This window comes from Methylomonas sp. HYX-M1, from assembly GCF_040741385.1.
GTDB lineage: Bacteria > Pseudomonadota > Gammaproteobacteria > Methylococcales > Methylomonadaceae > Methylomonas > Methylomonas rhizoryzae.
Map to the genome: position 1 here is coordinate 381,853 of NZ_CP160405.1, position 12,943 is coordinate 394,795.

11 protein-coding genes and 2 pseudogenes are annotated in these 12,943 nt (G+C 54.3%); 3 read left to right on the forward strand and 10 right to left on the reverse strand.

Translation table 11 applies throughout. The features are described from left to right. The 10 genes and pseudogenes from AB0A83_RS01690 to AB0A83_RS01735 form a co-directional block, all read right to left on the reverse strand. The gene (locus tag AB0A83_RS01690; protein WP_367155273.1) at nucleotides 1-621 is read right to left on the reverse strand and encodes an outer membrane lipoprotein carrier protein LolA; all 621 of its coding nucleotides are present in this window, start codon (nucleotides 619-621) and stop codon (nucleotides 1-3) included. After that, on the reverse strand, nucleotides 618-1,238 hold the full coding sequence (locus tag AB0A83_RS01695) for a hypothetical protein (RefSeq protein ID WP_367155274.1): 621 nt from the start codon (nucleotides 1,236-1,238) through the stop codon (nucleotides 618-620). The genes AB0A83_RS01690 and AB0A83_RS01695 overlap by 4 nt, the downstream gene beginning before the upstream one ends. Before the next feature lie 2 nt (nucleotides 1,239-1,240). After that, complete coding sequence (locus AB0A83_RS01700) at nucleotides 1,241-1,504, reverse strand: phosphopantetheine-binding protein (RefSeq protein WP_150046248.1); 264 nt, start codon at nucleotides 1,502-1,504, stop codon at nucleotides 1,241-1,243. Nucleotides 1,505-1,660: 156 nt separating this feature from the next. Then, nucleotides 1,661-1,898 (reverse strand): annotated as a pseudogene (locus tag AB0A83_RS01705) (IS3 family transposase); the annotation flags it as partial. Between the two features lie 953 nt (nucleotides 1,899-2,851). Next, a pseudogene (locus AB0A83_RS01710) lies at nucleotides 2,852-3,028 on the reverse strand (transposase); the annotation flags it as partial. 140 nt (nucleotides 3,029-3,168) lie between these two features. Beyond that, the gene (glk, locus tag AB0A83_RS01715) at nucleotides 3,169-4,143 is read right to left on the reverse strand and encodes a glucokinase (RefSeq protein WP_367155275.1); all 975 of its coding nucleotides are present in this window, start codon (nucleotides 4,141-4,143) and stop codon (nucleotides 3,169-3,171) included. An 11-nt stretch (nucleotides 4,144-4,154) separates the two neighbouring features. After that, a complete protein-coding gene (locus tag AB0A83_RS01720; protein WP_367155276.1) occupies nucleotides 4,155-7,421 on the reverse strand; it encodes a glycoside hydrolase family 15 protein in 3,267 nt (1,088 codons plus the stop codon). Between the two features lie 12 nt (nucleotides 7,422-7,433). Then, the gene (gene dcd / locus AB0A83_RS01725) at nucleotides 7,434-8,000 is read right to left on the reverse strand and encodes a dCTP deaminase (RefSeq protein WP_150046253.1); all 567 of its coding nucleotides are present in this window, start codon (nucleotides 7,998-8,000) and stop codon (nucleotides 7,434-7,436) included. 102 nt (nucleotides 8,001-8,102) lie between these two features. Further along, the gene (locus AB0A83_RS01730; protein WP_150046254.1) at nucleotides 8,103-8,570 is read right to left on the reverse strand and encodes a copper resistance protein NlpE; all 468 of its coding nucleotides are present in this window, start codon (nucleotides 8,568-8,570) and stop codon (nucleotides 8,103-8,105) included. Nucleotides 8,571-8,673: 103 nt separating this feature from the next. Beyond that, nucleotides 8,674-10,179: a helicase HerA-like domain-containing protein gene (locus AB0A83_RS01735; RefSeq protein WP_150046255.1), complete on the reverse strand. Its 1,506-nt coding sequence runs from the start codon at nucleotides 10,177-10,179 to the stop codon at nucleotides 8,674-8,676. Nucleotides 10,180-10,456: 277 nt separating this feature from the next. On the opposite strand from AB0A83_RS01735, the gene glyQ reads away from it, so the two are divergent. The 3 genes from glyQ (at nucleotide 10,457) to AB0A83_RS01750 (ending at nucleotide 12,943) form a co-directional block, all read left to right on the forward strand. Beyond that, nucleotides 10,457-11,359, forward strand: a complete 903-nt coding sequence (gene glyQ, locus AB0A83_RS01740) for a glycine--tRNA ligase subunit alpha (protein WP_367155278.1) — start codon at nucleotides 10,457-10,459, stop codon at nucleotides 11,357-11,359. Nucleotides 11,360-11,370: 11 nt separating this feature from the next. Beyond that, a complete protein-coding gene (locus tag AB0A83_RS01745) occupies nucleotides 11,371-12,426 on the forward strand; it encodes an ATP/GTP-binding protein (protein ID WP_367155279.1) in 1,056 nt (351 codons plus the stop codon). Between the two features lie 106 nt (nucleotides 12,427-12,532). Next, the gene (locus tag AB0A83_RS01750; RefSeq protein ID WP_367155280.1) at nucleotides 12,533-12,943 is read left to right on the forward strand and encodes a hypothetical protein; all 411 of its coding nucleotides are present in this window, start codon (nucleotides 12,533-12,535) and stop codon (nucleotides 12,941-12,943) included.

A 12,943-nucleotide genomic window follows, 5' to 3' on the forward strand; every position in this document is an offset into this window, starting at 1 on the left:
CTATTCTCCGGCCGCTTCCCGTAGCAACGCGTCTATGGTCATGCCGCCGCCGGCTTCGGGTGCGGACGCGTCGATACGGTAGCGAGTGATTTCACCGTCCGCTTGACGTATGCTGATGTCGCGTTGCCGGGTGTCGCCGTTACCGGCGATTTCTATGCTGGGCAGACTGGTTTCGGCGGCAGCAGCCTTAGGGGTAAAACGTAGTTGCCAGCCGTTGCCTAGCGGGTGCAAGGCAATTTCATAGTCGGCTTGCAGCTGTTCGATGCGGCCTTGCAAAATGGCACGGAACGCGGCTATTTGTTGTGCGGCGTCGCCGGCCGCCTCGATAGAGGCGCTATGTCGCTGCTTGTTGATGGGATCCCAGTAATACAATTGCTCGCCGGCAATGGCCATGATGACCCGCTGCGGGACGGTTTGCAGTTTGACCAAATTGCCGGTGGCGTCGGTTAGCATAAAGCCTTGTGCGTGCCAGGGTTGGCTGGCCAGTTCCAATTCGCGGGTTTCCTCGTAGCGGTAATAGCCGGGTCCCGTTTGCTTCAGCAATTGCACCCAGTTTGCCGGTTCGCCGTCGGCCCAAGCGGCGAACGGCAGCCACGCACATAGCCAAATCCAATAGTTCATGTACCGCTGTTTTTGAAAGCCTTGTGGCCGTTTAAGGCAAAAAAGCGTACGGTTTCCAGCACCGGCGGGATGTACAAATCCGGAAAACGCTTGCGCCGGTACAGCCATTCGCCGACGACTAACAGCCCCATCAACAGATAAACCAGTACGCCGGTATACACGGCCCAGACCTGTTGGCCGGCCAACAGCGGTAGCACCGCGCACACCGGCACGTTGAGGGCAAAGAACCAGGTCCACGCCTGGGTGACTTGCCGTAAGTATTCGGCGATGCCGGGCTCGAGTTCCGGAAACTGCAAGCGAACCAAGCGCTCGCATAGCGACGGCGGAGCCAGCAGGGTATGGCCGAACAAGCATGCCAAGCAAAGATAAATCGCTGCCGGCAGCAGCCAAATCCAATAGCTGGCCGCCGATTGGGCTGCAATGACCAGCATGGCGGACAACGCGAAGCTACCGTAACGCCAGGATGCTTTGGTGAGTCGCCAGCCGCGCCATGCCGTCAGCGCGGCGAACGTCAGCAACACCAAAGGTGCATAACCTTGCCGGGCGAAATAAGCGCTGAGAAACGGGTAAGCCAGAAACAGGCCGGCAATCGTGATGCCGCGCAATGCACCGAACATGGCTAACGGGTGCGTTGATCGGCGACGAATTCGGCCAGAGAACGTAAAGACGCGAATATCTGTTGGTTGCGCTGGTCGCCGGAGGTGATTTTGATGCCGTATTGACGATCCAACATCACCCCAATTTCCAAGGCATCTATCGAATCCAAACCCAAACCGTCGCCGAACAGTGCGGCATCGGCCGATAGGTCTTCCGGTACCATATCTTCCAGGCGCAAGCCTTCGATGAGCATAATTTTCAATTGGCTGATCAAATCGTCTGACATCGCGATTGGCATTCCGTTGTTAAAGCCGCGATTCTACACAAATTTTCGGTCCCGGCCAAAAAGCCTTGGCATTCCGGCGGAAAATTTCAAGCTAGTTGTCGCCTCAGTGTAAAAAAACTTATGCGGCAATTTTATACGGGTTAGCACTCTCCTGAGTTAATGGGCGTGGGTTTCGGTGTGGTCCGGATTTACGTGCACGGTATGGATCCTGTTCCGGTTGCGGGTCTGTTGACTCCGGCGTCTCGGATTTTGCCGGCGAGCGTTTTCATAAAGCGCTTTGCGTTGAGCTAACAGCGTTTCGTCCACTCCCGCATGGCATTGGGCCGGGGTGACAAAGCCAATGGCGCGATGCCGATGCTCATGGTTGTAACCGCTGCACTGAATCGCCTACCCATTGCCCTGCCTCTGCCAAGACCCCTCTATTTCCGGCGTCACTGCACGCTGGTTAGGTTTGGTACCGTCGGTGATATTCGGCGGAACGATGACGCCGGTGGTAGTGGTAGTTGCTGCGACGGCTAACCCGGCAAAAAGACTTGCCTTAGCACCGAGACGACGGCTGAATCAACCTGTGTAGTACGGATGCCGACAGGCGATCCGCCAATTCCAAACGACTCCGCAATGCGTTCCACGGATTAGCTTACCCAGCTTGATACGGAGCTCGGTATTGAGAATAGAAACCAAGGCCTACTAGGCCGGTAAGAAAAACCACAGAGCAGCTGGCAATGGTACAGGCGCTGTAAAAAACGTTTGAGAATAAAGATAGCCGTCTTTATAAATATCTATCTGATGCTGGATAAATCGATCCAGCCATCGCCGAGAACTAAAAGTTTCACAACACCTTGTAAGTCTCCCCAGTAGTCGCCGCTAATTGAGGCGGCAGTACTGCCGGTCCTTCGGATAGGTCGGTAATCGGGTCAGAAAGGAAAGGAACGTCAAGTAACGAGTCTTCAAAAAAACTAGTGCCAATTTGAACAAGATCATTTGCTGATCCGTCAGACCAATAAAATCTTACAGATAGAACGCTATCTGACATAAGGGGACGGGATGCCGGTATAAGCTACATCCTCAAAATGAAAGTAATAGGATCCGTCTTGACCATTAATCGTTCCTGCGTTGGCAAAGCTTGAGATTACGAAACAAAACCAAGCTACCAGATAGTGTTTAAATTTCATAATTTACCTCTAAAATGGATGTGTTTTGATGTAATGTTTTACATCGGCTTTTGATTTTTATTAGGGTTCAATTGGTTGATAAGCGCCTAGCAAAAAGTTAACGTGTATTTTGAGCCAATCCTCGTCCAATCTCATCAATGGCGTTTTCAAGCTCGTCGGGAGTAAACCTTTTGAAGGGCAACCATTCATATTTCATTTGGCGCCACAGCAATTCAATTCGGTTCAACTCAGGACTATAAGATGGCAGGAAATGCATGCATGAATCGAACGGTTTGGCGGATTTTAAGACGCCAAAAGCGACGTGAATCAACTTACGCATCATGGCGCCATTAATGAGCTTGTTGGGTTTGCCGGTATCGGCTAATCGGCTGCGGAATGGTTTGCCCCCAGGCTGTTTTATAAAGCATCACCATGGCAGGCATGTTAAAGCGGGGGCGAGCCGGATGGGCGTACCATGCACAGCGGCGCCCGCTACGGACGTTAAGATTAACCTTATGCAAAGTAATGCATTGCGCCGATCAACGGAGTTTTCGGGTTCAACGCCAGCTTCACGGACATGGTGCTGAGCAGAGTTTCGAACCGGCCTTTGGCGACGAAGTTTTGCAACAAATTGCCGTTTTCGAGCGCGCCGCGTATTTTCGGCCCTATCCCGCCGCCGATGAATATCCCGCCGGTGGCCAGCGATTTCAAGGCCAGATTGCCGGCTTCGGCACCGTAAACCTCCACGAATAAATTCAACGCGGCGGTGCAAGCCGGGTCTTCGCCGGTTATGCCCAATCTGGAGATGACGGCGTTGCGGTCCATGCCTTTGATTCTGGCCGGGGGGACGGCCGGGCAGGCCGGTGCGATGCCGCTATCGACTACGAAATCGTATAAATGGCTGAACCCGGCGCCGGACAGAATCCGTTCGTAGCTGACGTGAGTCGGAAACCGTTGCCGTAGAAATTGCAGCAGTTGCTCCTGCAGCGGCGTTTGCGGGGCGAACGAGCAATGCCCCCCTTCGGTGGCGACCGGATGGTGGCGTTCGCCGTCCCAATAAAGCATGGCTTCACCTAAGCCGGTGCCTGCGGCGATGACGGCCATATTGCCGGTATGCGATTCCGCGTTGGGATTTAATTCGACGAAATCGGCGGCCGGCAGGTGCAGCATGCCGAGCGCCATGGCTTCCAGGTCGTTGAGTAGCCTGACTTTGTCGGTTTGCAGGCGTTGTTTCAACGAGGCACCGTCCAGGCTCCAAGTCAAATTGGTGGCGAAGCAGCGTTGGTCGACCACGGCACCGGCAAAGCCTATGCAGGCCGCATCCACTGTTACCTCGGGCGGCAGGAACAAATCCATGATGGCCTCCAGGCTCGGATATTCGCCGCTGGCGAAGGTTTGTTCCTGTTGGATGCTCAAGCGACCGGCGCCGTCCCGATCGACTAAGGCCAAAATGGTTTTGGTTCCGCCTACGTCTCCGGCCAATATCATGCGTGTCCTCGTTAAGAATGATGTTGATTGAGCAAATGCACCAGTGCGTCGAGTATGGCGTTGGCGACCGCATGGGGCGGCAATTGATAAAAGGCTTGCCAGGCCAAGGATACGTTGTCTTCGTATTTGTTTTGGTAATCCGGGTGGGCTTGCAGCCAGGCGATTCGGACGGCGTGGCCGATCAGGATGTCGGTGACCAATACGTCGTCTATGCGCAGGTCCGGATTGTTTTTCATGATGAAGGCCAACGCTCTGAGCGCCTCGACGGTCAGCTGCCGGTAAACCGGAGCCTGGATTTTGTTCAGCACGTGGTTGATGTGCAGTTTGAAGCTTTGTTCGCCCGGCGTCATTTGCGCGAGCAGGGTTTCGCTGTCTATACGTCGGTTGCTGTTATATTTTTCGCCGAGCATCAGGCCTTTGCAGCGATGCAGCAGCAGCCAGACGCCGCCGAAGAATTCCTCGTTTTCGCGGCCGAAATTGCCTTGTTGTTCGCGCCAGGCATACCAGTCTTCCGCGTCGCCGACATGTTTGGGATTGATGCTTTCCGGGAAGCGGGCCGAACTGAGGTCGCAGCGGCTGCCGTCGGTTTGCAGGGTTTCCATCCGGCCCAATTGGGTTTCGCTGTTGGCATAATCTTCCAAGGTGGCGCGCAACAATTGCAGCACCGCGTGCGGAGGTAGCGCCATGATGGCTTCGAACGCCTCGTCCAGCGATTCGCATTTGGCCAGCCTTTTTTGCCGGGCGATGATCAATTGCAATATGTGGCCGACGCGAATGGTGTGCATGTCGGCGAACAGGGCGTGATTCAACTTGATCAACATGCCCAGGTAAAGAATCAACTCCTGAATCAGTATTTGTTGGCTACCTTCGCCGGGGTTGAAGGTGCGGATGATTTCCAGGATTTGCCAGGAATCGGCGGGTCGGCGCAAGGTGGCTTTGCCGCTGTAGGCGCGGCCGACGGTCAGGCCGTGTTGGCGGACCAGAATGTCGGTGGCGCTTTGTTCCAGATTGATGTCGTATTTGCCCAATAAACTGGCGCAACGGCGGATCACCTTCCAAACGTGTCGGTCGGCGGCCCGGCTATAGACTTCTTCCAACAAATCGCAAACCGTAGCCGCCTGACCGAAATCGTTACCAAGGCCGCAAGCAAATTCCAAACCGTGCCGTTGCACCAGTAGGTTCAGCACTTCCAGTTGCGCGCACAAATTGCCGTTGCGCCGCAATTCGTCCAGTAACAGCGCGTCGTCCGCCAATTCCCATTGGGTCAGCTGCAAACACGAGACGGCTTCGAGCAACTCCGGGTTCGCCGGAAGCACGTTGGCAAATGGCCGTTCCGGTTCCCGCCAGACGGCGGCGGAAAATTTGAAATCGTGTAAATAGCCGATTTTCTCTTGATAGACCTGAGGAGCCGCGGCGCTTAGCGACTCTAGTTGAATGGGGGTGCCCTGCAGATCGCCGCTTTGCAGCTGCTGGATGAAATCGAGCAAGACTTGGCGGCTGTCGCCGGCCAACATGTTGTGTTTGACGTCTATCACCATCAGCGGCAAGCCGGGTTTGTCCCAATGCCTGGCGACGTAGGCCAGTTCCAGGCGCAAGCGCTGAATCAGCAGTTGGTTGTCCATCGCCAGATAAAAACCTTTTTGGCTGACGAACTGCGGCAGGAATAGCAAGCGCTCGCCGGCGAGCTCGTACAGCTTGGAGGTGGACAAGGTGCGTAGCTGGCGCAACGGACGCCCGCTCAGCCTCATCCGGTCGTTGCGGCCGACTTGGGTATAGGCGGCAGCCAATTCGCTGGCTTCGCGGACTTGGATAGGGGCTATCTCGGCCCGGGTTTGGCTGGCGATGCCTAACGCCGCCAATTCGTTTTGCACCTCGGCGTCTTCGGCCAACAGGGCGATTTGCACCCGGGCCGGGTGGCGGCTGTGACGTTGCCGATGCCGGCCCAAAGGATCGATGTCGGCAAGGTCGAGAAACCCGTCTTGAACCAAACAGCCCAAGATGAACAGGCTTTGCGCCCATACCAGGGGCACGTTTTCGTTCGGTTGCCGGGTTTGGCTGTGCGGATCGGTTTTTTCGGCTTCGACCGCATCGGCCGGCACCCAATACAATTCCGGTAGCAACCATTGACCGCGATCCTCGACCCGCAAGGCTTCCAATTTGCGTCGGTAGTCGGCGGCGCTGTGCGTATCGCCGTTAAACAAGCCGTTCAGCAACAAGTAACAAAAGAACAGCGGCCACTCGCATTCGATGTCGGCGAATTGCTTCAACTCGTTCGGTTCGTAATGCAGGCGCTTATGGTCTTCCAGTACGGTTTGATGACCGTCCAGTAAAAAGCGTTTGCAGCCGTAACGGCCTTGCAGTTTTTCGACGATGGCGGCCTGAGTGCGTTGCCGCAGCTCCGGATCGTCTACCGCGAAGGCCGGAAAGCCGGTGACACTCAGGACTGCGGCGTCGACTTCTTTGGAAATGGACTCGCGCGGCAGCAAGGCTTCCAGCGTGATGCGGGTGCGGGCGATGTCGTCGCTGACCACATGGACGATGGCGCTTTGGCCGCCGTCTTTGCCGAACAGGTTGAAGTTGGCCATGGCTTCCAAGGCCGCTTTGGCCATGCCGATCGAGCTGGCGTTCAATTCGGCGATGCCGTGATTCATCTTGTTGCCGCGTTCCCAGATGCCGTAATCCGGGGTGCGGTAGGTGCGACTGACGTAATGCACCAGATTTTGTACGAAGTTGACTTCGTCCAGGCTGAATACGATGCGCAGTCCGGACTCGGTCATTTGCGCCAGCATCAGCAGAAACAGCGAAGTGGCGTCCAGTTGCAAATGTCCCCATTCCCGGTCGCCGACCACCACGTTGCCGCTATGCGTGTCGTATTTAGCGTGCAGCGCATCCAAAGGGTCTTGGCTGTGCTTGAATTTCTCCACTTTGTCGGCCTGCTTCATCATGGAGGTCAACAAACCGCGCATCAGTTTGACCACGCTTTGTTCGAGTTCGTAACGTCGATCCGCGCGGGCTTCGGCTTTGCGATAGGCCAGCGCCAAGCCCCAAGCCGCCAAAATGCTGTATACGTTGTCCCTGACCCAGGCGTCGGTGTAGTTGCCGTGCGTGGTGATGGCGGTGCTGGCGGGCAGCAGGCCGGTGATCCAGTCTTGCCTGTTCAGAATGATGCCTTGAACTTGCCGGTAGTATTCGTCCAAGCCGGAAAGCGTGTCGACCGGCGCGGCGTTTACCGGGCTAGGCATGGATGCGGTCATTTGACTGAAAAATGGTTTATACATGGGACTCCGGCGCTAGGCCTTGGGTAAAGTCACTCCCAGCTGTCCTTGGTACTTGCCGCCTCTGTCCTTGTAAGAGGTTTCGCACACTTCGTCGCTGCCGATAAACAGCATCTGCGCGACGCCTTCGTTGGCGTATATTTTCGCCGGCAGCGGCGTGGTATTGGAGAACTCCAAGGTGACGTGGCCTTCCCATTCAGGCTCCAGGGGGGTGACGTTGACGATAATCCCGCAGCGGGCGTAAGTGGATTTGCCCAGGCAGATGACCAACACGTCGCGCGGAATTCGAAAATACTCCACCGTGCGCGCCAACGCAAACGAATTCGGCGGGATAATGCAAACGTCGGAATGGACGTCGACGAAACTGCCTTGGTCGAAGTCTTTCGGATCGACGATGGTCGAGTTGATATTGGTGAAAATTTTGAATTCGTTGGAGCAACGGACGTCGTAGCCGTAACTGGATGTGCCGTAGGAGATGATGCGGCCTTGCGAGGATTCGCGAATTTGGCCGGCTTGAAACGGTTCTATCATGCCGTGCCGCTCGGCCATGCGGCGTATCCATTTGTCAGATTTGATGCTCATGTTGCGGGTGCTGGTTATTCGATGGAATGAGCCGCCAACATAGCATATTTTCCCGGCGCAAAGCGCACCGGCGTCGCTTTATCAACGCCGGTGCCGGCCGGTTTAATGGGCGTGCTCCGGCGGGTTTTCCGTTACGTCGGTCCGGCGCAGAACATAGCGGCTGGCTAGCTCGCCGGTGTAGGCTTTGCCGTGGTCGTCCAACTGCATCAATTGGCCGTCCCCGATTCGGTATTGGTGGGTGTCGCCGGCTTTGCGCGGGGTCAGAGAAATCGTCTGGCTGGCTTCGTCCACGCTGTATTTGCCTTTCTCGACGAAATCGCGCGGCGACCTGCCGACGTACTGGGTGATCAGAATATAGCTGCCGTTTTTGTTCAGCGCTAACGAGGTTTTCAAGCCCATGCAATCGGCGCAGGGTAAGAAACCGTTGTATATGCCGGGCCAATCCATTTTTTTAGCGGGGTGATGCGCTTCGTCGTGGGGTGCGGATTGAGCCGAAGCGTTGCCGCAAAGCAAGCCCGAGGCCAGAATCAGTGCTGAAATCGATTTTAGGGTGGTAGTGATTAGCTGCATAAATGTCTCACAATTTTTCGGACTACAGTGCGAGGGTTGAAACAAGCCGGCCGTTCGAACAAACCGCCGGCGGAAGCGGAGTATGCAAAGGTTTGCGCGGACGTCATCGGCGCTTGCCTCCGCCCAGCAAGGAGCCCAACACGCCACGGATGATTTGTTTGCCGACTTCCTGGCCTATGCTGCGGGCGGCGCTTTTGGCGGCGGCTTCCAATACGCCTTCGCGGCGGCGGCTACGTTTGCCGGTGGTATTGCCGCCGAGCAGTAGATCGGTCAAACCGAAATCGCCGTCGCTCTCGGCCGGCTGCCGTTGTTCGCGGGATGAATTAGTCCGATCGGGTTCCGCGCGCTGTTTCAGGATTTCGTACGCCGATTCCCGGTCCAGTGCTTGTTCGTAATGCCCGAATATCGGCGAATCGGCGATAAGCTGACGGCGCTCGCCGGCCGTCAGTGGGCCGACTTGCGAATGCGGCGGCCTGATCATCGCGCGTTCGACCGGGCAGGGGATGCCGTTTTCGTCCAGAAACGACACCAGAGCTTCGCCAACCCCAAGTTCGGTCAGTGCCGTTTCGACGGCTAAATCGGGATTGCTGCGAAAGGTTTGCGCAGCGGCTTTGACGGCTTTTTGATCGCGCGGCGTGAAGGCACGCAATGCGTGCTGTACCCGGTTGCCGAGTTGGCCGAGCACGTTATCCGGAATATCCAGGGGATTTTGGCTGACGAAATAAACCCCTACGCCTTTGGAGCGGATCAAGCGCACCACGTGTTCAATCTTCTGTAGCAGCGCGGTCGGTGCGTCGTTGAACAACAGATGGGCTTCATCGAAAAAGAACACCAGCTTTGGTTTATCCGGATCGCCGGCTTCCGGCAAATTTTCGAATAATTCCGATAATAGCCACAACAGTACGGTGGCGTAAATTTGGGGCGAGTTGTACAAGGTTTCGGCGGCCAGAACGTTGACCACGCCGCGGCCATCGACGGTTTGCAGCAGGTCGTTGAAATCCAGGGCCGGTTCACCGAACAATTTGTCGCCGCCTTGTTGTTCCAGCTGCAGCAAGCCGCGCTGGATCGCGCCGACGCTGGCGGCGGAGATACTGCCGTATTCGTCGCGCAACTGTGTTGCGTGTTCGGCTGCGTATTGCAGTATGGCGCGCAGGTCTTTCAAATCCAACAGCAACCAGCCTTGGTCGTCGGCGATTTTGAACACCGCGTTGAGCACACCGGCTTGGGTGTCGTTCAGGTTGAGCATGCGTCCCAACAATAAAGGCCCCATGTCGGAAATCGTGGCGCGAAGCGGATGCCCGTCTTTTCCGAACACGTCCCAAAACAGCACCGGCACGTTTCGGTAGTCGAAGTCTGAAAGCGCCAGCGCCTCCACCCGGGCGGCGATTTTGGCGTTGCCGCCGCCGGTTTTGCCGAGGCCGGACAGGTCGCCCTTGACGTCGGCCATGAAAACCGGCACACCCAAGTCGGAAAATCCTTCCGCCATGGTTTGCAGGGTAATGGTTTTGCCGGTACCGGTCGCGCCGGCAATCAAGCCGTGGCGGTTGGCCATGCCGGGCAGCAAGTGGATGGGTTTGTCGGTTTGCGCGACTGACAGCGGTTGGCTCATGTAGGCATCCGGAAAAATTTTCGCTAAACCATAGCATGCTTGAGTGATTTTCGGCAGCTAACCGTTGCAGAAAGCTGCTTATCGACGTCACCCGGAATCGGCGCGGAGCATGCGACTGACTCGCACGGTTTGGGCTAAAGCCGTCCGGTTTTAAGATGCCGGGAATCATAACCGCGTTACGGGATTACGGCCCCTGCGGGAACCCGGCTCAGCCCTGTCTGAGCCGGGTTTTTCCGTTATAATCGCGCCACTTTTCATCAATTTATGTGGACGTAACGTGTCGACTAACAACGATGTCTCAACTTTTCAAGGCTTGATTCTGACTCTGCAACAATATTGGTCCGAGCAAGGCTGCGTTTTGTTACAACCCTTGGATCAGGAAGTGGGAGCGGGTACTTTTCATCCGGCCACTTTCCTACGTGCCATAGGACCGGAGCCTTGGAACTCGGCTTACGTGCAACCGTCGCGTCGCCCGACCGACGGCCGTTACGGCGAAAACCCCAACCGTTTGCAGCATTATTACCAGTATCAGGTGGTGATGAAGCCGTCGCCGGACAACATCCAGGAGCTGTATCTGGGGTCGCTACGCCATCTGGGCTTGGATTTGCTGGAGCACGACATCCGTTTCGTCGAGGACAACTGGGAATCGCCAACCCTGGGCGCCTGGGGCTTGGGCTGGGAGGTCTGGTTGAACGGCATGGAAGTCACGCAGTTTACCTATTTCCAGCAAGTCGGCGGTTTGGAATGCAAGCCGGTGACCGGCGAGATTACCTATGGCCTGGAACGCATCGCCATGTATCTGCAAGGCGTGGAATCGGTGTTCGACCTGGTCTGGACCCGCGGCCCGCAGGGTGTGGTGACTTACGGCGACGTGTTCCACCAAAACGAGGTGGAGATGTCGGCCTTCAACTTCGAACACGCCAACGTCGAATTCCTGTTCCAATGCTTCGATACCTTCGAAGCGGAATGCCAAAAACTGCTGGAACAAAATCTGCCGTTGCCGGCCTATGAAATGGTCTTGAAAGCGTCCCACTCGTTTAACCTGCTCGATGCGCGCCACGCCATCTCGGTCACCGAACGCCAACGTTACATCTTGCGGGTGCGCAATCTGGCCAAGTCGGTTGCCGAAGCCTACTATGCCCGGCGGGAGAGTTTGGGTTTTCCGATGTGCCTTAGTTAAACGGAAATAACGTGAGCGCGTTTTTCAATTCGGTACAAATTCGCAACTTCAAATCGCTGAAAGACGCGACGTTGCAGGACTGCAAGCGAATTAATGTGCTGATTGGGAAGCCGAACGTCGGCAAGTCGAATATTTTGGAGGCGATTGGGTTATTTTCGTTGCCTTATATTCGATACAGTCAAAGCGACAAAATTACTCAGTTTGTCAAACTGGAAAATTTAACGGAAATGTTTTTTGATGGCAATACTGAAAATACCATTGATATTAGCACTGATAGTAATGATTCTATATCAGTCAAGTTTAATGACAAAAGCCAAAAAGAGCAAATCAACATAAGAATAATAGAAATAGATCAAAGTTATATACCATTAGAGGCTGAAGATTTTTTTCCAGACATACCACACTCTACTACAGAGGAAATAATAGTAAACCACGACCTAAGCTTGCTGCACCCTAAAGTGCCAAATGGCAAGTCAAAATTTAAATATTACAAATTTCCTGAGTTTTTTTGTTTTGACAAAAACCCATTATCAGAGCTAACACCTCCAAGCGGAAGTAATTTATTTCAAGTGGTGCAAAAAGCCCCATTAAAACAAGAGCTATCTAAATTGTTTCACGATTATCGTTTAAAACTACTGCTCGACAAAACCAGCTACACACTGCGAATTGTTAAAGAGCTAGACGATAACTCCCTTGTATCGCTGCCATTTAATGCAATGGCCGACACTCTGCAGCGCATCGTGTTTTTCAAAGCGGCAATCGCTTCGAACACCGATTCAATTTTGCTGTTCGAAGAACCCGAAGCCCATTGCTTCCCGCCGTATATCGCCCACATTACTCAGGAAGTCATTGCCGCAGAAACCAATCAGTTTTTTATCGCCACACATAGCCCTTATGTACTGAATGCGTTTTTGGAACAAAGCCGCGAGGAATTGGCTGTTTTTATTATCGATTATGAAAATGGACAAACGGTAATTAACCGCTTGACCGATGCCGAGTTAACCGAAGTCTACGATTACGGCATAGACGTATTTTTCAATTACGAACGCTTTACCCGGCATGGATAATCATATTTTGCCGGAGTGTTACCTCGATACTATGTTAGCGGAAATATTGGTAAAGCCTGTTTCTGGCTATAACCATCAAAAGGGTTGCAGCACGGTCACTAGCAAAATGCAAAACTGTAAGCACCTTAAAGATAATTTCGCCGTTGGCGTACTGGATGACGACAAACAACAGACACCCTATTTAAATGAGCTTCAACTGATCGCAGAAAGATCCGGTTTAAAGCTGTATAAGCATCCGCACAAACACCATTATTTGATTTTGCATCCGCCAATCGAACAATGGATATTGGATGAGGCAAAATCGGCCAATATCGATTTGAGCGCCTACGATTTACCCGGAGAACGAAGCGCGTTGCAAAAACAAACCAAAACCGCCACCAGCAAACACGATTCGCGATTCAAACGGTTATTTCGCGATTTGAAATCCGGCGACAGTTTTAATCGGTTATCGAATTGGCTCTGTTATTTAAAACAGCATCCCTACGATGCCTGTATCGAACATTTACAACACCTATAA

Coding starts and splice junctions, on each gene's coding strand:
- AB0A83_RS01750 (WP_367155280.1), top strand. CDS start 12,533: ATGCAAAACTGTAAGCACCTTAAAGATAATTTCGCCGTTGGCGTACTG.
- dcd (WP_150046253.1), bottom strand. CDS start 8,000: ATGAGCATCAAATCTGACAAATGGATACGCCGCATGGCCGAGCGGCAC.
- AB0A83_RS01730 (WP_150046254.1), bottom strand. CDS start 8,570: ATGCAGCTAATCACTACCACCCTAAAATCGATTTCAGCACTGATTCTG.
- AB0A83_RS01735 (WP_150046255.1), bottom strand. CDS start 10,179: ATGAGCCAACCGCTGTCAGTCGCGCAAACCGACAAACCCATCCACTTG.
- AB0A83_RS01690 (WP_367155273.1), bottom strand. CDS start 621: ATGAACTATTGGATTTGGCTATGTGCGTGGCTGCCGTTCGCCGCTTGG.
- AB0A83_RS01720 (WP_367155276.1), bottom strand. CDS start 7,421: ATGTATAAACCATTTTTCAGTCAAATGACCGCATCCATGCCTAGCCCG.
- glk (WP_367155275.1), bottom strand. CDS start 4,143: ATGATATTGGCCGGAGACGTAGGCGGAACCAAAACCATTTTGGCCTTA.
- AB0A83_RS01695 (WP_367155274.1), bottom strand. CDS start 1,238: ATGTTCGGTGCATTGCGCGGCATCACGATTGCCGGCCTGTTTCTGGCT.
- AB0A83_RS01700 (WP_150046248.1), bottom strand. CDS start 1,504: ATGTCAGACGATTTGATCAGCCAATTGAAAATTATGCTCATCGAAGGC.